The 18,544-nt window shown below is 45.1% G+C and carries 15 protein-coding genes; 7 read left to right on the top strand and 8 right to left on the bottom strand.

Annotation, left to right across the window (positions count from 1 at the left end; genetic code table 11):
• From ACO1R6_RS04155 to ACO1R6_RS04120, 8 genes are all read right to left on the bottom strand, one after another.
• Window positions 1-738 (bottom strand): RagB/SusD family nutrient uptake outer membrane protein (locus ACO1R6_RS04155; protein ID WP_486262436.1); only part of this gene is annotated, 738 nt, incomplete at its 3' end.
• A gap of 34 nt (window positions 739-772) precedes the next feature.
• Window positions 773-4,003, bottom strand: coding sequence for a SusC/RagA family TonB-linked outer membrane protein (locus tag ACO1R6_RS04150; RefSeq protein WP_486262434.1), 3,231 nt, complete (start codon window positions 4,001-4,003; stop codon window positions 773-775).
• 1,294 nt (window positions 4,004-5,297) lie between these two features.
• Entirely contained in the window at window positions 5,298-5,888 is a 591-nt protein-coding gene (locus ACO1R6_RS04145; protein ID WP_486262433.1) for a nucleotidyltransferase family protein, read from the bottom strand.
• Between the two features lie 25 nt (window positions 5,889-5,913).
• On the bottom strand, window positions 5,914-7,104 hold the full coding sequence (locus ACO1R6_RS04140; protein WP_486262431.1) for an XdhC family protein: 1,191 nt from the start codon (window positions 7,102-7,104) through the stop codon (window positions 5,914-5,916).
• A 156-nt stretch (window positions 7,105-7,260) separates the two neighbouring features.
• Complete coding sequence (locus tag ACO1R6_RS04135; protein WP_486262429.1) at window positions 7,261-9,510, bottom strand: xanthine dehydrogenase family protein molybdopterin-binding subunit; 2,250 nt, start codon at window positions 9,508-9,510, stop codon at window positions 7,261-7,263.
• 731 nt (window positions 9,511-10,241) lie between these two features.
• Window positions 10,242-12,479, bottom strand: a complete 2,238-nt coding sequence (locus ACO1R6_RS04130) for a xanthine dehydrogenase family protein molybdopterin-binding subunit (RefSeq protein ID WP_486262427.1) — start codon at window positions 12,477-12,479, stop codon at window positions 10,242-10,244.
• Window positions 12,480-12,569: 90 nt separating this feature from the next.
• Complete coding sequence (locus ACO1R6_RS04125) at window positions 12,570-13,553, bottom strand: FAD binding domain-containing protein (RefSeq protein WP_486262426.1); 984 nt, start codon at window positions 13,551-13,553, stop codon at window positions 12,570-12,572.
• Window positions 13,550-14,200, bottom strand: coding sequence for a (2Fe-2S)-binding protein (locus tag ACO1R6_RS04120; protein WP_486262424.1), 651 nt, complete (start codon window positions 14,198-14,200; stop codon window positions 13,550-13,552). Before ACO1R6_RS04120 ends, ACO1R6_RS04125 begins: the two co-directional genes overlap by 4 nt.
• Before the next feature lie 148 nt (window positions 14,201-14,348).
• Here ACO1R6_RS04120 and ACO1R6_RS04115 point away from each other — a divergent pair, with 148 nt between their 5' ends.
• From ACO1R6_RS04115 to ACO1R6_RS04085, 7 genes are all read left to right on the top strand, one after another.
• Window positions 14,349-14,714, top strand: a complete 366-nt coding sequence (locus ACO1R6_RS04115) for a GNAT family N-acetyltransferase (protein WP_486262423.1) — start codon at window positions 14,349-14,351, stop codon at window positions 14,712-14,714.
• A gap of 113 nt (window positions 14,715-14,827) precedes the next feature.
• Window positions 14,828-15,859, top strand: coding sequence for an FRG domain-containing protein (locus tag ACO1R6_RS04110; RefSeq protein ID WP_486262422.1), 1,032 nt, complete (start codon window positions 14,828-14,830; stop codon window positions 15,857-15,859).
• A 17-nt stretch (window positions 15,860-15,876) separates the two neighbouring features.
• Window positions 15,877-16,461 carry a YdeI/OmpD-associated family protein gene (locus tag ACO1R6_RS04105; protein ID WP_486262420.1) on the top strand — a complete coding sequence of 195 codons (585 nt, stop codon included), beginning with the start codon at window positions 15,877-15,879 and terminating at the stop codon, window positions 16,459-16,461.
• A 286-nt stretch (window positions 16,462-16,747) separates the two neighbouring features.
• Window positions 16,748-17,056: a hypothetical protein gene (locus tag ACO1R6_RS04100; RefSeq protein WP_486262418.1), complete on the top strand. Its 309-nt coding sequence runs from the start codon at window positions 16,748-16,750 to the stop codon at window positions 17,054-17,056.
• A complete protein-coding gene (locus ACO1R6_RS04095; RefSeq protein WP_486262416.1) occupies window positions 17,056-17,430 on the top strand; it encodes a hypothetical protein in 375 nt (124 codons plus the stop codon). The genes ACO1R6_RS04100 and ACO1R6_RS04095 overlap by 1 nt, the downstream gene beginning before the upstream one ends.
• A 43-nt stretch (window positions 17,431-17,473) precedes the next feature.
• Complete coding sequence (locus ACO1R6_RS04090) at window positions 17,474-17,998, top strand: GNAT family N-acetyltransferase (RefSeq protein WP_486262414.1); 525 nt, start codon at window positions 17,474-17,476, stop codon at window positions 17,996-17,998.
• A gap of 196 nt (window positions 17,999-18,194) precedes the next feature.
• On the top strand, window positions 18,195-18,437 hold the full coding sequence (locus ACO1R6_RS04085; protein ID WP_486262412.1) for a PLDc N-terminal domain-containing protein: 243 nt from the start codon (window positions 18,195-18,197) through the stop codon (window positions 18,435-18,437).
• Window positions 18,438-18,544: the final 107 nt, after the last annotated feature.

Genomic DNA, 18,544 nt, shown 5'->3' with positions numbered 1-18,544 from the left:
TACCAGGCGGTAAGGGCGATTGTTGATAACATCGGTCAGGAGAGGTTTGGCCGCCGTAAAATCGCGCTGATACATGTGCACCATGGCCAAAACCGATTTGGCGGTCCAGCTGCTTACGCGCCCAACCTGCGATTTGGTAGCCGCCAGATTGGCGGCTGCAAATTCTAAATCAGCTTCAATCTGCGGCCATATATCCTGCTCGTTGCCTACGTTAAAGTTTGTTACGGTTTCATCTACGTAAGGCACCATGTTCCATAATCGTTTGGCATCGAAATGGTACCAGGCTCTTAAAAAACGGGCTTCGGCAGTTACTTGTTTTTTTTCAGCTTCCGACATATCGCTTACTTTAGCCAGGAGTTTTAATACATCGTTGGCCCGGGATACCCCATCGTACACAGTTACCCATTTTTCGTTGAAGGCTGCAATATCGGCTTGACCCTGGTACCGCTCAATGGTGGTAATCTGGGCCTGGTCACCTACATCGCTGCCCTTATACGCATTATCCGACGAAACTTCGCCGTAAATCCAGTTGCTGCCCGAGGAGGTAAATGTAAAGCCCGCGCCTACGCCGTCGAGTAAACTATAGGCGGCAATCAAAGCGGCATTTACGCCCGATTTATTCGTGAGCGTGGCTTCGTTTGCTACGCCCAGCGGGGTTTTTTCCAGGAAATCATCGCCACAAGAGCTAATTAGCCCCAAAGACATACAGGCGGCTGCTATTAATATTTTCCTTTTCATATATCTGCTTTTTTAACTTCTTTATTTAAAATAATTATAAACCAATATTTACACCTATCTGGTACATTTTTGAAAGCGGATAATTACCCTGATCTACCCCCAAAACCGTAGTGCCAGGCGTAGAGCCCACCGACGTGATTTCAGGATCGATGCCGGTGTATTTGGTTACGGTAAACAGGTTTTGGGCCTGCACGTAAATTCTGACATTATCTAGTTTAATGCGGCTTAAGGTATTAACTGGCAGGGTGTAGCCCAAGGTCAGGTTTTTCATTCTTAAATAAGAACCGTCTTCAACAAAATAGCTCGATGGCTGTTGGCTTTGGCTATCGGTGGAGTTTAGAATGGGCAGAACCGCATCGGGGTTTTCGGGCGTCCAGGATTCATTTAGCATGCGCAAACTACGGTTACCTGCCTGGTTGTTAAAATCAATCCAGCGGCGTACCATATTTAATACTTCGTTGCCTTGTACCCCCTGGAAGAAGGCCGACAAATCGAAATTTTTATAACCCATATTCAGGTTAATGCCATAGGTAAAATCGGGGTGCGGGTTGCCGATAAAGGTACGGTCGTTATCGGTAATGGTGCCATTGCCGTCTACATCACGGTACCGGAATTTACCTACGCCGGCGTAACCGGGGTAAGCCGGGCCATTGGTTACTTCGGCCTCGTTTTGGTAAATGCCATCAACAATTAAGCCGTAGAAAGAGTAGAGTGGCTGCCCTACAACCGAGCGCGACCAAGTATAACTACGAATATTAGGGCCTAATAAAACCGCCGTTGCGCTGTTGTTTAGTTTTAAAACTTCGTTGCGGTAGGTAGAAAAATTAAGGCCTAAGCTGTAAGTTAAGTCGCCGCCGAGCGCCTCGTTCCGGAAATTCAGGCCTAAGTCAATGCCTTTATTACTCATTTCGCCTACGTTTACAAAAGGAACTGTGGCCGTGCCTTGTGTAGCCGGCAAACTTACCTGGTACAGCATATCGGAGGTTACCCGGTTATATATATCAAAAGTAAAATCTACTTTTCCTTTTAAAAAGGTAGCATCCAGACCTACGTTGGTTTGGGTAGTGGTTTCCCATTTGGCATCGGGGTTACCAAAAGCCTGGGTATCGAAACCAGCCACAACCGCATTGTTAGAACCCGTAATGGCATACGACGATTGGTTAAGTGTAGACCGGTAGGTATTAAAGCCGTTGTAATTTCCAATTTCCTGGTTACCGGTTTGGCCCCAGCCTACCCGTAATTTTAAATCGTCTAAAAAGGTAAGGCCGGTCATAAACGACTCCTGGGATAAGCGCCAGCCAGCACTAAAGGCCGGGAAAGTACCATAACGGTTATTGGCCCCAAACCGGGAAGAACCATCGCGCCGAACAGTAGCTTCTAATAAATAACGGTCTTTTAAGGAATAATTAACTTTACCAAACAAAGAAAAAAGCGCCCATTCGTAGCCAGAGCCCGCGTTATTAATGCCCGAGGTACCGGCTCCCAAAAACATATATTGCGGATCTTCGGAGAAAAAAGTAGTGCGGTTGGCCGAAAAGTCACGGCCGGTTCCCTGAATGGCCTCGGTACCTAACAGCACGCTCAGGGTGTGGATGCCGTTAAGCGTTTTGTTATAGTTTAACGTGTTGGTCCAGGTCCAGTTTATGTCGTAGGCATTGGCATTGGTGAGCGCGTTCGCCGATTCTATTTCGGCTTCTTCTAAGTCCAATAAAGTATAATCTGTACGGTACGAGTTAGTATAATCTATCCCGATGCTGGTTTTTGCGGTTAAATCTTTTAAAATATCTAACTCGGCGTAAGCGTTCCCAAAGGCCCGGAACATACTGGTTTTATCATCTTTGTTCCGGTATAATTGGGCAACCGGGTTGGTGGCCGGACCTAAGCCTGCCGCTCTGGTAGCGGCAAATCTGCCATTAATATCGTATACCGGAATAATGGAGGGAATCCGGTAAGCATTACCCACAGGGTTACCATCCTGGTTGTTACTAGAGCTGGCAGTGCCATTATTATTGTAGTAGCCCCGGTTTTGGGTATAACTAACCTCCAGGTTTTCGCCGAGCCGGAAGCGGTTTTTAAACCCGAACTCGGTATTGGAACGCAAGGAGTAACGGTCGAAGGAGGTGTGCAGCAAGACGCCATCTTGTTTAAAATAATTAAGCGAAAGCGCATAACGGCCATTATCGCTGCCGCCGCTGGCACCTAAATTATATTCCTGGATAGCGGCTGGTCTTAAAATTTCGTCTTGCCAATCGGTGCCTTCTTTGTTGGCTCTTACAATCTGGTAAAAACCTTCGCGGTTATAATTATACAGGGCCGGGTTTACCCGTGGGTCGCCTTCGGGAAGGCCATAGCTGCTACCAGCCAGAATATAATCCGGTACAACCGGGGTAGGGCCATTGCCATATTGCTGGTGCGAAGGGTTCCCGTTGGTTAAAATACGCGCATTGCGGAGTTGTTGCCAGAGCAATTCGCCGTGTTGTTGCGGATTGATAATTAAATCTAAGTTTAGTTTACCCGTTTGCACACCGGCCCGGGAATCAAAAGAAAATTTAGGGGCACCGGCTTTTCCTTTTTTAGTGGTAATAATAATAACCCCGTTGGCTGCCCGCGAACCGTAAATAGAGGCGGCCGAAGCATCTTTTAAAACCTGCATCGACTCAATATTATTCGGGTTTATGTTATTTAAGCCGCCTTTGGTGGGTACGCCGTCTATAACGTACAGTGGGTCGTTGTTGTTAATGGTACCAAAACCTCTAATCCGGACCGTGGCTTCGCCGCCGGGTGTATTATTGGTGGTTACCGTTACGCCTGGGGCCCGGCCCTGTAACTGCTGCGCAACGTTGGGCGCAGCTACTTTGGTTAATTCGGCGGCCTCTATAGTTGCCACCGAACCGGTAATATCGCGCCGGGATTGGGTAGAATAACCGGTTACCACTACTTCGCCTAAAGCTTTGGCATCGGGGGCCATAGTTACCGTAAGGGTAGTTTGGTTCCCTACCGCCACTTCTTTGGCCCCGTAACCTACAAACGAAAAAACCAGTACAGTTGCTGGTCCGGGTACATTCAGGGTAAATCTTCCTTCTACATCAGTAACAGAACCTTGTTCAGTTCCTTTTACCAATATACTTACTCCCGGCAAAGCATCGCCAGTGGTCGCATCGGTTACTTTACCCGTTACGCTCCGTCCCTGGGCATATACCTGGCTCCAGGTCAGAAAACATAGAGCAACTACTATAAAGTACCTGCCAATTGTATGAATGTTCATGAGCAAAATTGTTTTAGGGTTTAAAATCAGGTTATAGTTAAAGACAGTGGTTATCAGTATTACTAAGGTTTACCGCGCGGCATAGAAAAATTGCTCTTGCTTTTGAGAAAGCAAGCGGTTAGGTGTCCCTTGGTGGACTGATTATGTAGTAAAAAGTGGGGGAGGATTAAGCTTGGTTTGGCTAGGTTAAATAGCCTCTTCCGGGAAATGTGGAGGTATTCGGCAGGTTTTCATTTGGTATTGACGTTAAATTAAAAGTGATATTAATTTAATAATGATGGCCCTTGTTTTAAAGCCAGGATACCTGGTATCCAGCTTGGAGTTAGCTGCTTGGTTTAGCAGGTTGCTGATTTGTATTTATTTTAGAGCATGTTTGTCTTTTGTTTTAAGGTTTAAGTAATCAGGTTTAAAGTTTCGCAAGTAATAGTATGTTCTTACATCTGGTTTTATAAATAAGCTAAACTGTTTAATAATTTATTGCATAAATAATTTAAAATTATGAATTATCAAACGAGTTGAATAATAATTTAAAATTCCGACAGACACTTTAGCTGAAAATCAGCTTTACTGCTAACTTTATAATTGTTAAATTTAAATTTAAACTTAATTTTTTAGTGAATATAATTGTTTTATGTGGTGTAAATTACAATTATTTTAATAATTTTATAAATAAAGGATGCCTAAAATTTATGTTCTAATCTGTATAAATTATTAACATTTAAAGCATGGTGCGTTAATCTACTAAGTAAAACGGTTGTTTTAATAGCTATAAGGGTCAAAAAGATATTACCGGAAGAAACTACGTGTATTTAGATTAGTTAGCTACTAGCTTGGCGTATTTTTATTTGTAGGTATATAGCTTAAGTATTAGTACTTACCTAATATTTGGTTATTCATTCCTGATTATCTGTTTTTTATAAAATTGGTTGTAGTGAACATCTAAGTCACTTTTGCCGCTCTGCGCAATTTGCTTTAAAATTTTATAGGTAATTATAACTAAACATTAAGTGCCTGACTTTGCCGAAATGCTGCTGATTTAATCTGGCTTCAGAATTTTTAGATTAAAAATATTGCAGCAGTTTTCTGGCGTTGGGGTAATAAATCTGTAACTAATATACAAAATTATATTGCGCTTTAATATTCAAAACAAAACTTAATTTAAAGCAAGTTCTGGCTGGTTTAGGAGTAGGAACGGCATATAACAGCCATAAAATGTAAATCCATTACTTTTGCCATGTCAATAATGTAAGAACCTGTATTTGAGAAGGATATTTATTAAAAATAGAAGTAAACGTCAGATATTTTGTAGGTTTTGGTAATCCTGGGTGGTATCAATATCTATCTGACCCTGGGGGAAAAGTATGGAAGCTACAGCCTCCGAATATTTTTTAATAAGCTTTTTTGCTCCTTCCGGACCTTGCAATTTTTGTAAATCCGGGAAAAACTTTTGGGTAAATAATACCGGCGTACCCAAAGTGTTTTGGTAAGAACTGGCAATTATTTCTTTACCGGTTTGGATATGGGTAGTGATAAGTTGGTCTAGCAGGTCGGGGGTAACAAAGGGTTGGTCGCATACCATAAAAATAACGGCCTTGGTTTCGGGTGCAATCTCAAGTAAACGCGCCAGCCCGCCCCGGATAGAAGATGCCATGCCTTCCGGCCACTCTTGGTTTTCTACTACCTGCGCCAAACGCCAGTCTATTGTTTTCTGAATTTCGGCTGCACCGGCTCCCAAAACCACTACTACCGGCGAGGCCGCCGATGCGTTGGCAGTTTGTAAAGCGTGTTGCAATAAAGTTTTACCTTTATAGTGTAGCTGTTGCTTGGGTTGACCCAGCCGGGTAGATGCACCGGCCGCCAGCAATATTAATCCGGTAGTTTGCATGCCAATTTAGGCTTGGAGTTTATATTTAAAAGCTTGCTTTTATTTCGCAAGTGGGTTTATCGGTAACCACAGTTTCTTTAAGCAATTTATTCGGCCGGACATGGATGGGATTATTCATTTCCCGCAGAAAGCCTGCCGAACTTTTAGTTGTAACGGCTTTTATTTCGGCGACAACCGAAAGCGCAATTTCTTCGGAAGTTTCGGCACCTAAATCCAATCCCACGGGCCCATAGATTTTTTCTTTTTGGGCCGGTGTTATTTCTATTCCCTCGGTCGTTAGTTCTTCCAGCATCCGGTTGAGCTTCTTTTTAGGGCCCAAAGAACCAATGTATGGAATATTTATTTTTATTAATTCCCGCAGCATGGCAATATCGTAGTTGTAATTATGGGTCATAAGGGTAAAAACCGTACGCTCATCTACGGCTACTTGCCTTAGCACTTGGTCGGGTTTGGCTACTAAAACTTTCTGAACTGTTGGGAAACGGTCAGCGGTGGCATAATTGGTACGGCCATCTACCACGGTAACTTCCCATCCCAAAATTTGCGCAATTTGTACTAGCGGAAAAACATCGTTGCCGGCCCCAATAATTACCAGGGAAACGACGGGGGCCAGGTATTCGATAAATGCGGTGCGGGGTAAGGTTTTGCCGTCGTAAATATTAATGGCCGAAGTTTTAGTAGCAAGTACTTCTTGGGCATCTCTTAATAATACGTTGGTGAAATCAACATCGCCAGCACTGCCAATGGTTTGCCCATTTTCGGAAAGCAGGAAACAGGTGCCGGGTTGGGGGGCGTGTCTGTCTTCGAGCCGGAATATAGTTGTCAGAACGGCTGGCTGGCGTTTGGCTGTTACTGCTTTTAATAGTTGCACCGGATTTATCGGACTATCTGCCTGAATGGGTTCGATTAAAATATGAATAATGCCGTTGCAGCCCAGTCCTACGCCCAACTTCGCGTCATCATCATCGGTGGTATCGTAGGTAACCAGTAAAGGCTTTTGTTGCGCCATCACCAGCCGGGCTTTGCGCAAGGCATCGCCTTCGAGGCACCCGCCGCTAATGGCTCCGGTTAATTCTCCGTCTTCGGTAATAAGCATACGCGCGCCCGGCCGGCGGTACGAAGAGCCTTCTACGTGCACCACTGTGGCGAGCGCCGTTTTTTTACCTTTGCTTTGGGCCTGGTCGTAAGCCCGTATAATATCTTTAATTTCTTTCATGAATGTGGGTAGCTGGTAGCGAGTATCAAGACTTTATTTAACTACCTACTGCTATTTATTCTACTAAAGCGTTAACAAATTTAATAATAATTGAACGAACTTTTGTTTACAATTAATGTCCTGCTACCTACTACTTATTACCTGCTACTTATTACTCTAAATCAGCTTATCAGGCGTAATGGGAAGTTCCCGGATGCGTTTGCCGGTAGCGTGAAATACCGCGTTGGCAATGGCGGCCGCTACGCCTACAATAGCTATTTCGCCGAGGCCTTTAGCTCCCACGGGATTTACGTACGGGTCGTGTTCATCGATAAAAATAACGTCAATCTGGGGTACATCGGCGTGAACGGGTAGGTGGTAATTGGCTAAATCGCTGGTAAGGTAGCGGCCGTAGCGGTGGTCCATCACCGATTCTTCGGTTAAAGCCATGCCAATGCCGCCCACAATACCCCCAATAGATTGGCTGCGGGCCGTTTTCTCGTTGATGATTTTGCCCACTCCGGCAGTGGTTACCACCCGTTTTACCCGCACCTCGCCGGTTACCGCACTTACGTGTACCTCCACGAAATGCGCGCCAAACGAATACATCGAATATTTCTGCCATTCTTCGCCGGGCCGCGAGGTTTCGGTAACTTCAACCTGCGGCAGATTTAGTTTTCTTAAAACGTCGGTGTAGCTAATCTGGGTTGCTGGGTTAGCTTTAATATATAGCTTCCCGTCTTTAGCCGCTAAATCTTCGGGTTTGGTTTGGCTAAAAGGTGAACCTGCTATAGAAACAGCCAACTCTTTTAATTTTTGCATTAAAGCTTCGCAGGCTACTTTTACCGCCGAGCCTACGCTCGAAACCGTGGTGGAGCCGGTTTGGCCGGGCGCATCGGGCAGCGTAGATTCGCCTAAATCAAAGCGAATACTGGCGGGCGCTATGCCCAAGGTATCGGCGGCAACTTTTACCATTGCAGTGCCGGTGCCGGGGCCAATATCGCTGGTGGCGCTTTGCACAATAACTTTACCGTCGGGTAATAGTATGGCCTTAGCCGATGCATTGTTCCGGTGCACGCCAAAAGTACTCGAGGCCATGCCGTAGCCCACCAGCATTTCGCCCTGGCGCATAGAGCCCGGCTCTAAATTGCGCTTATGCCAACCAAATTTTTCGGCCCCTTGCGCGTAACATTCTTTTAAAGATTTGCTCGACCAAGGCCGGTTTATTTCCTGATCGGCTTCGGCGTGGTTTTGCAGCCGCAGGGCTAGCGGATCCATTTTTAAAGCGTAGGCCAGTTCATCCATGGCCGATTCTAAAGCGTACAGGCCGGTTACCTCGCCCGGACCACGCATCCAGGTGGGCGTGTTTACATCCAGGTTAACCAAGCGGTAGCGGGTGCTCACGTTGGGGCAGGCATAAAGCATGCGGGTAGCCAGAATGGTTCTTTCTACGTGCTCTTCGTAAGCCGAGGTCTGGCCAAAAGCTTCGTGGGTAATATTGGTTAACTGACCGTTTTTGGTGGCTCCTAAACTTAGTTTCTGAAGCGTTGTGGGGCGGGAGCCAACGCCGTTAAACATTAACTCGCGGGGCAATACCAATTTAACCGGGCGCTGTACTTTTTTTGCCGCCAAAGCCGCCACGTATACGTGCGGCCACACCCTAATGCCCGAACCAAAGGCGCCCCCAATATAACGGGCATTTACTTTTACATTTTCCGGTGGTAGTTTAAAAGCACGGGCCAGGTTATTTTGGCTACCTTTTACTATCTGGGTTTTTTCATAAACGGTAAGTTTATCGGGTGCTTCCCAATGCGCAATAAGGGCGTGGGGCTCTAGTGGGTTATGGTGTTCCGGCGGAATAATATACGTGCCGGAAATTTTAACCTCGGCTTGATGAATAGCTTCCGGGTTGCCCCGGTTATAATCGTGGTACCGGGAATTTTTGTCCCGCTGCACATTCGCGGGCAGAACGGCCCGGTCCAGGTTTTCTTTTAAGTTGGTGCGGTGCGGTTCTGGGATGTATTTTACTTTTACCAGGCTGGCGGCGTGTTGGGCTTTTTCAAGGGTTTCGGCTACTACTACGGCTATCGGTTGGCCGCTGAAATAAATTAGTTCGTCGTGAAAAACCCGCAAGGCGGTTCCTAATGGTGCGCGTTCGGTGGGGTTTTTAGAGGTGCCATACGCTGGTACGCCCGGCGTGTTTACGTGACTAATTACTGCCAGCACGCCCGGAGCACGTTCGGCCACCTGACTATCTAAAGACTGGATGCGGCCTTTGGCTACCGAACTGGTTACCAGCACCGCATGAACCAAGTTAGGCAACTGGTATTCGGCGGCATAAGTGGCCGTTCCGGTAACTTTTTCCCGGCCATCTACCCGGCTCAAATTATCACCCGTTTCAGGATCTTTTTGCGCTCTTTTTTCCATGAATGCCTTTTCTTCAGATACCGATATTATTTGCTTTAAAGGGGGTAAAAGGTTAATAATCTACCACCGGAACCAGTTACCAAACCTTTAATTTACGCAAATTATTTTGTTTAGCTAAACCTAGGTTTGGGTAATATTTTGGTGCAGAATTAGAATTAAATTTTTTGTCGATTAAGGCGATGGGAATAAACAGAAAATATTAATTTCATTTACTTTGTGAAAGCTATTGAATTAGTCTTGGAAAAACTAAATGTAAGCGGAGTAAGCAATAACCACTCCCGAACCCCTCCTAAATTAGGAGGGGAGCTCCGGTAACGCAGCTTTTGTGGCTGACTTTTGGGAGCGAAAACTTCGTGAGCAATAAATTATTGACAAAATGTACCTGTTAAGAAGTAATCGAAATAACAGTAGCTACAGGCAAATATCGTAGTCGGTGGGTGAAGGCCTTTTGGAAGATGCTCTTCTAAGATTCCGGTGCGCAGCATTGCGACGATAGGAGCAAAGGAATATTAGACAGCCTGAACTCACCGACGGGGCCTAGCGGCCTTGAGCTTACTTAGGTTACAACTTACCGTTAGCACCACTGCCTTGAAAGATAAAATCTTTCAAAAGATAGCCAGTTGATTAACTATTTATAATATTTTATTTTGACTGCTGTTGTGAAATAACTTCAAAAACTGGCCGGTGAAAAACAACCGGCCAGGGCGGCTTTTATGAAAGGCCTACTTTAGTTAAATAATTTTATCCGGCGTAATCGGTAATTCCCGAATACGCTTGCCGGTAGCATTAAACACCGCATTAGCAATTGCCGGAGCCACGCCAATAATAGCTATTTCGCCAATCCCTTTCGTGCCTAGCTCATTAACGTGCGGATCGGGTTTGTTTACAAAATAAACGTCAATATCTGGGGCATCGGCGTGAACAGGAACGTGGTATTCAGCTAAATCTTTGGTTACGTAGCGGCCAGACCGGTGGTCGATAACAGCGGCTTCGGTCAGGGCCATGCCAATGCCACCCACGGCTCCACCAATCATTTGGTTACCGGCGGTTTTGGTGTTTACCACCGTGCCGGCATCGGCGCATGAAACTATTTTCTTTACCCGCACCTGGCCGGTAACCGGGTGTACGTGTACTTCGGCAAAATGCACCGAAAACGAGTACATCGAATATTTTTCCCGTTCCCTCCCGGGTTTAGATTCAGCCGTAACTTCTATTTCCTGGCCGTTGTTCTGCTTTAAAATATCAGCGTAAGCAATTTTAGCAGCAGCATTATTGGCCACAGTAATTTGACCATTGTTAATACTAATGTCTTCGGATTTGGCCGCAGCAAAGGCCAGGCCGCCTAAGCTTTGTAATTTTTGCTTTAGCCCAAGGCAAGCTTCCTGCACGGCAGAGCCGACACTGTTTACCGTGGACGAACCGCCCTGTGAAGGGGCATTGGGGAACCTGGAATCGCCGAGTTCGAATTTGATTTTTTCGGGTGGCATGCCCAGCGTGTCGGCGGCAATTTGTACCATGGCGGTGCCGGTACCGGGACCAATATCGGTGGTAGCGCTTTGAATGAGCACAGTGCCATCCTTTAATAGTTGCGCCCGGGCCGAAGCCGCTTGCCGGTTTGCCCCAAAGGTGCCCACACCCATACCATAGCCCACGAGCCATTCGCCGTTCCGGACCATACCGGGTTTTAACTGGCGCTTGCTCCAGCCAATGCGTTTAGCACCTTCGGTAAAGCATTCTTTTAAATATTTAGTCGACCAGGGTTTATTTGAATCCGGATCAATATCGGTGTGGTTGCGCAGCCGGAACTCCAGCGGATCCAGGTTTAACCTGTAAGCCAATTCATCCAAAGCCGACTCCAGGGCAAACGCACCGGTCGCTTCGCCGGGCCCGCGCATCCAGATGGGCGTGCTTACATCCAGGGGCAAAATGCGGTAGCGGGTAGTTACGTTGGGGGCCGTGTACATCATGCGGGTTTGCTGCAGCACCGATTCGGTAAATTCTTCGTACGACGAGGTTTGCCCAATTGCCTCGTGCGTGATGGCGGTTATTTTGCCGTCGGGGGTAGCGCTCATACCTATTTTTTGCCAGGTATGCGGCCGGTAACCCACCATAAAAAACATTTGCTCGCGGGTAAGCATTAGTTTTACGGGCCTATTTACTTTTTTGGCGGCAATAATGGCAGCGGTTTCGTGGGGCCAGGTGTGCAGACCGTTCCCGAAAGCGCCACCCACATAAGTAGCAATTATTTTTACGTTTTCTACCGGAATATCCCACTCCTTTGCAAAAGCTTTTTGGGTGCCTTTTACAGCCTGGGTTTTGTCATAAACCGTTAGCCGGTCGGGGGCTTCCCAGTGCGCCACAATCGACTGCAACTCCATGGGGTTGTGAAATTCGGTGGGTAGTACGTACTCGCTTTCTATTTTAACCGGCGCAGTTTTATAAGCATCGGCTTTGCCCCGTACGTAATCGGCCACTGGTGATTTGGGGTTCTTTTTTGCCTGCGCTGGAACAACGGCTTTTTCGCGGTGCGCAGCGAAATTGGTTTGGTGTTTAGCTTCTTCGTACTGCACTTTTACTAACCGGGCGGCCTGCTGCGCGCGTTCCAGCGTATCGGCTACCACTATAGCAATGGGCTGACCGTTAGAGTATATTTTTTCATCGTAGAAAGCGAGCAAAGGTTTGCCAACGGTAGCCGGTTGGGCTGGGTGGTCGCGCTGAGCGTAGCCAGGTACTTTGGGCGAGTTTAAATGCGAGATTATGGCCAACACCCCGGACGACCGTTCGGCAGCTTTGGCATCGATGCTTTTAATACGGCCTTTGGCAATGGTGCTGGTAATTAGCACGGCATGGGTAATATTGGGTAAATTAAATTCGGCGGAATATTTAGCTCCGCCGGTTACTTTCATTCGGCCATCTACCCGATCCATAGGATCACCAACTACCGGGTCTTGTACTATTTGCTCTTTCATAAAAACGCTTTATTCTTTAAACCAGGGCTAAGGAGCGGCTGGTCTTCATTCCTGTAAATGCTATATGCCGGCCAACCTCACGCGGGGTTTTTAAACCAAGCCGGCTGCTACTTTAAGGGCTTGTACAATAGCATTAGGCCCTAGTTTTAATTTATAGGCATTGTGCTCAAAGGCTTTGGCTCCCCGCATGGCAATTTCGGCGGCTTGTTTAAAAGTAGCTTCAGTAGCAGGTTTGCCTACCAGATTTTTTTCAGCTTCGGATAAGCGCCAGGGTTTGTGGGCCACGCCGCCCATGGCCAAACGGGCATCTTTTATATTGTTATTTTCTAAACTCAAACCCGCCGCCACTGATACCAAAGCAAAGGCATACGAAGCCCGTTCGCGTACTTTTAAATAATGCACATTTTTGGTAAATGGTCCGTCCGGAATTTCTACGGCCAATATTAGTTCACCGCGTTCCAGGTTGGTGTCAAGTTCGGGCCGGTCGCCGGGCAGCCGGTGAAATTCGGTAAACGGAATGCGACGTTCGCCTTTGGGGCCGGAGACCAGCACCGTGGCATCCAAAGCAGTTAAAGCCACGCTCATATCAGAGGGGTGTACGGCAATACACTTATTGCTAAATCCAAAAATGGCGTGCATGCGGTTAAATCCTTCGAGGGCGCCGCAGCCGCTGCCGGGCTCGCGTTTGTTGCAGGGCAGAGCCGTATCGTAAAAATAATAACAACGGGTGCGCTGCATCATGTTGCCGCCCACGGTTGCCATGTTACGCAACTGCGCCGACGCTCCGGCACTAAGCGCTTGCGCCAGCAAAGGTTGTTTTTCCAGCACCAACTTGTCTTCGGCCACCTGGCTGTTCAGGGCCAGCGCCCCAATGCGCAAACTATTATTTTCTTTTTCTATTTTTTTAAGCGGAAGTTTGTTGATGTCCACCAGCTTTTCCGGGTTCATCACGCCGCGCTTCATTAAATCAATTAAATTGGTGCCACCGGCAATAAACACGGTATTCTGGTCTTTAATTACGGCCTCAATGGCGGCTTTTTGTTTTGTCGGCCGGACGTACTGGAACTGGTTCATACTTTTTGTCCTCCGTTTTTAACTTCCATAATAGCGTTTACAATATTGGGGTAAGCGCCGCACCGGCAAATATTCCCGCTCATGTATTCCCGGATTTCATCTTCGGAGTTGGCGTGACCTTCCCGTATGCAGGCTACCGCCGACATAATCTGACCCGGTGTGCAATAGCCGCACTGGAAACCATCGTGCTTAATAAAAGCTTCCTGCATCGGGTGCAGTTTATCGCCGTTGGCTAAACCTTCGATGGTGGTAATTTTTTTGCCTTCCTGCATTACCGCAAAGGTTAAACACGATACTACGCGCTCGCCGTTTACGTGTACCGTGCAGGCACCGCACTGGCCGTAGTCGCAGCCTTTTTTGGTGCCGGTTAAGTTTAGCTGTTCGCGAAGCAAATCCAGCAGCGTTACCCGGGGTTCAATATTTAATTTCCGTTTGGTGCCGTTTATATCTAAGGTTACTTTTAATTTCTCAAAGGCAGCTGCTACTCTTTCGTCGAGGGCACCGGCTTTGAGTAAAGTGGGCGGTGCCAGGGCCAGGGCCATCATGGCCGTAGACTGTTTTAAGAAGTTTCGGCGCGCCTCGTGGTGCTGGTTACATCCTTGTTCTTCGGAGTTATCCGCCGCTTTGGCTTGATCGTTATCTGCCATTTTACTAGTAATTTAAGCCTGAATTTTTAATTTTAGTAAGGAACCTGCTTTACTTACGTGATTTTTGAGTAATAGCCATTATTTTAATCTTATTTTCAACCAAAAGATGATTACTTACCAGCAAAACCAACCCCTAAACCTTGAGGCTGTGATAGAACTCTACCGGGCTTCTACCTTAGGCGAACGCCGGCCCATACATGACCGTGACCGCATGGCCGCGATGCTGCAAAATGCTAACCTGGTTATTACCGCCTGGGACGGAGACAAGTTAATTGGTATTTCGCGCGCCCTGACAGATTTTGTTTATACCACTTATTTGTCGGATTTGGCGGTGCACCAGGATTACCAACGGCAGGGCATTGGCAAAGAACTCATTCGCCGTACCAAAGCTGCCACTGATTCTCGCGCCAGCTTAACTTTACTCGCGGCACCGGCAGCGGAGAGGTATTATCCGCACATTGGTTTTCAGCACATGCCGCAATGCTGGCGCATACCGGCGGGGGAGAATATTTAAGAGAATTGGCTTATTTTGAAAAGTAGAATGAATTTCTACTAAATAGGAATTTAAATTTCATATTGAGAAATTCAATATAAGTTTAATGACACTCTTAATAAACAAAAATTGAAATGGTTGAAAATATTGAACGAAAATACATTAGGAGCCTTACTCATTTCATGGATGAATTAATGAAGAAGATTGAGGAGGTGGGAGGAGGAACTACTGTATGGTTTCGAGGAGTTGCATCCGAAGAATATAAATTAATACCTAGTTTATACCGAAAGCCTTTAAATGTACATAGAGACTATGATGACATTAGCAATTATAAAATAAATGATACTAGAAAAATTGCAACCATAGAAAAAAACATTGATTTTGATTTTTCTCGAATAGTAACAACTTTTTTTGCTAAAAAAGGAATTGAAGATACTGAATGGAATAGATATAGTTTAAAGCAACATTATGGTGTAAAAACCCGGCTACTAGACTGGACGGAAAATGCTCTTATGGCTTTGTTTTTTGCTGTTAAGGATTCTGTAGAAAACAAATCAAACAAAAATGCCCGAGTATGGCTTCTATCCCCATTCAATTTGAACGACTATTCTGTTCGGAAACTATATAAATATTCTTTAACCAATTTATTAACCAATGGAGAGAATTTAATAAACGATAACTTAAAATCACAACAACAACAACAACAACAACAACAACAACAAACATTTAAGCATATTCTTCCATTTTTTGAACTTAAGAAAGATAGTAATAAACCTGATTTAATAAACGATAAAGGTGAAATCAGGCTAACCCAATTGTTTCGTAAATATTATTTCTTGGAATGTAATGAAGATGAGGAAATGTTTCCCCTTGCTATTCACCCTCAACACCTTGATGAAAGAATGGCTGCTCAACAATCTTGCTTTACTTTGTTTGGGAACATAATTAATGGTTTGGATATTTCCGATTCAGAAAGAAAATTTATTGATTATATTGATATTGATACAAATTTTAGACTTGACATCTTAAAAGAATTGCACAAGATCGGAATTTCGTATTTTTCTATTTATCCAGATCTTGATGGTTTAGGAAGGGCAATTAATTATAGAAACTTAGATGAATTATCTCGAGCTTTAACTTATAATTTTCTTTCAAATATTAAGTAGACTAAATTTATTAACTTATGCCCAACATCATTCCCACCGAAGCTACGCAAAAAGTAGATGCTTACTTTCAAAAGATGCCGGAATTTGCCCGGGTTATTTGCGATAAGCTCCGTACGTTAATTTTGCAAGCCGACCCGGAAATTAAAGAAACCTGGAAATGGTCGGCACCGGTTTATGAGAAAAACGGTATGATTTGCTCTTATGCCGCTTTTAAACAACATGTGCGGTTTAGCTTTTTTCAGGGTGGCTTTTTATCTGATCCGGCCAGAATATTAACCGAAGGCGAGGGCAATGCCACCATGCGGAGCCTGAAATTTACCGACGCGAACGAGGTAAACGAATCAATTTTGCAGGATTACGTACGCGAAGCGGCCCAACTAACCTTGCCTGAAACTAAAAAGCCCGCGCAGGAACTAACGTTGCCACAAGATTTAAACCAATTGCTGGCCAGTAACCCTGGTGCCAAAAGCTCTTTCGATAAGTTAGCGCATACGCACCGCAAAGAATATATTCTGTGGATAGAAGGAGCCAAACGGCCCGAAACCCGGGAACGCCGGTTGCAGCAAACCTTAGAACGGCTAACCGGAAAAGCAGCTAATTAACGGTGTACTTCCCGGTTTTGGCAATAAAAAAGAACGCTTTACTTTAGAAGGACGTAGATTATGGCGTAATAAGAGAAAAGATACTGCGTTTAAGTACCGGCACCTTGTCGATATTTTTAACATTCCACTTGCTGCTGTTATTTGGGGCACAAATACGCAACCACGTTACTTACTACGGGGAGAAGAGCTTTTTAGTCTTTTGGCTATATTAGGGATTGCTTCTGGGTATGTGGTACAAAATTTTGCTGGCTTCTGATTTTACCGGCAGAAACCTAACAGAATATCTATGGCATCATCTACCTTTAAATCTTCTAAAAAATGTCCTAACTGTGGCCAATGGTCGGAGTGGGAACAGCAGTCCACCGACACTTGCGAGCACTGTGGGGCTTTATTAGACGACGAAAATTTAATCCGAACGGCTGCCCGGGAAGCGGATAGAAAAGAAGATAAAGGGTTTGATTTAGATATTATTCAGATTCATCCTACCGATGCCTGGTACGTTGTTTTTTATAAACGCATTATTCAGGCGCTGCAATATTCTTTTATTGCTATAGTAAGCTTTATTCTTTGGGTTTTAGCTTTATTGGCTGGCTAATGAAATTACTCCTGAACCCATTTTTTGTGTTAGCGCTTAGCTTGTACCTGGTAAACCGGTTTTTATTGCCTCTACTTAATTTAACCCAATACCGGGTGCCGTACCTGAACGATATTCTTGCCTTGCCGGTAGTGTTAACGGTGGCTTTATGGCTGCAGCAAAAATTATTTCCGCGGAGTTGCCGGCACCGGCTCAATGCCGCCCAGGTAATATTTGCCGTATTTTATTTTGCCGTTTTCTTTGAAGGTATTTTGCCCACGTTATCTAACCGCTACACCCGCGATTATTGGGATATTTTGGCGTATGCTTTTGGCGGCTTTATTTTTTATATTCTTTTCAATCCTCGCCCCAAGCTTCAGTTGCAGAGTACATAATGCATAAGGCCTGCCTTTAAATTGATTTTTAATTTTCTTATCCGTGATCTTACCACCTATAACCATTCGGCAAGCCACTGCTGCTGATAATATTTTACTAGCTACATTAGGCCGGGAAACCTTTGCCCAGGCTTTTGCCGCTCAAAATACTCCTGAAAATATGGCCGCTTACTTAGCGGCTATGTTTAACCCGGACCTGCAAGCCGCTGAACTCGCCGACCCACAGAATATTTTCTGGCTGGTTTATGCCGGGGCAACAGTTGTGGGTTATGTAAAGCTGTTTACCGGTAAGCCTGCTCCTTGTGTAAGTAATCGCCAGGCCTTAAAAATTTCCCGTTTATATTTATCTCAGCCCTATTGGAAACAGGGCATCGGTCAACAGGTTCTAAGCCAGGTTATATCTTTCGCAAAGCAACAAGGCTTTAGCGTAGTTTGGTTAACGGTTTGGGAGCATAACCCGGGGGCTATAAAATTGTATACTCGTTTTGGCTTTAAACCGGTAGGCGAAGAAGATTTTATTCTAGGCCAGGATGTTCAACGCGATTATATTATGGAAAAGGTGCTCTAAGGGTTGTAATTGATACAAGCAAATTAAATGGAAACACGAGTAGCGGTTTAAGCCAGTAATCCGTATAAATAAATTATTCTGAAAGTTGTTTTTATCCAGAGGTTTATGTAATTATATAATAATTACTTACATTTATTTACTTGCCTTTAGGTGCGGAAAAGTATAACTTTTACGAACAGAGTAGTTTAACCTTTAAATGTGTGCGATGCTTTTATTTATCGGTGGTTTGGGCCTGGTTGAAATAGTAGTTCTTTTACTATTCACACTTCTTCCTTTATTCTTGCTAATCTGGGCGCTAATCGATATTATCCGGAGTGATTTCAGGGATAATGTTACCAAGCTGGTTTGGGTAATTGTGGTGATTTTTGTGCCATTTGTCGGCCCGCTTTTGTACCTTATCCTCCGGAAAGGCCAAAAGGTAAACCATAATCGTATTTAAGATTTTACGCTTAAAATAAGCAAATCTTTTTCCTGCAACAGTCACCATTCCGGTGAGCATTGCAATAACCCTTTCAGCGCCATGCCAGGCAATAGTTGTAAATAATT

The organism is Adhaeribacter sp. (genome assembly GCF_057359045.1).
Note: the sequence above shows the minus strand (reverse complement) of the source record. Positions and strands in the feature narration are given on the sequence as shown.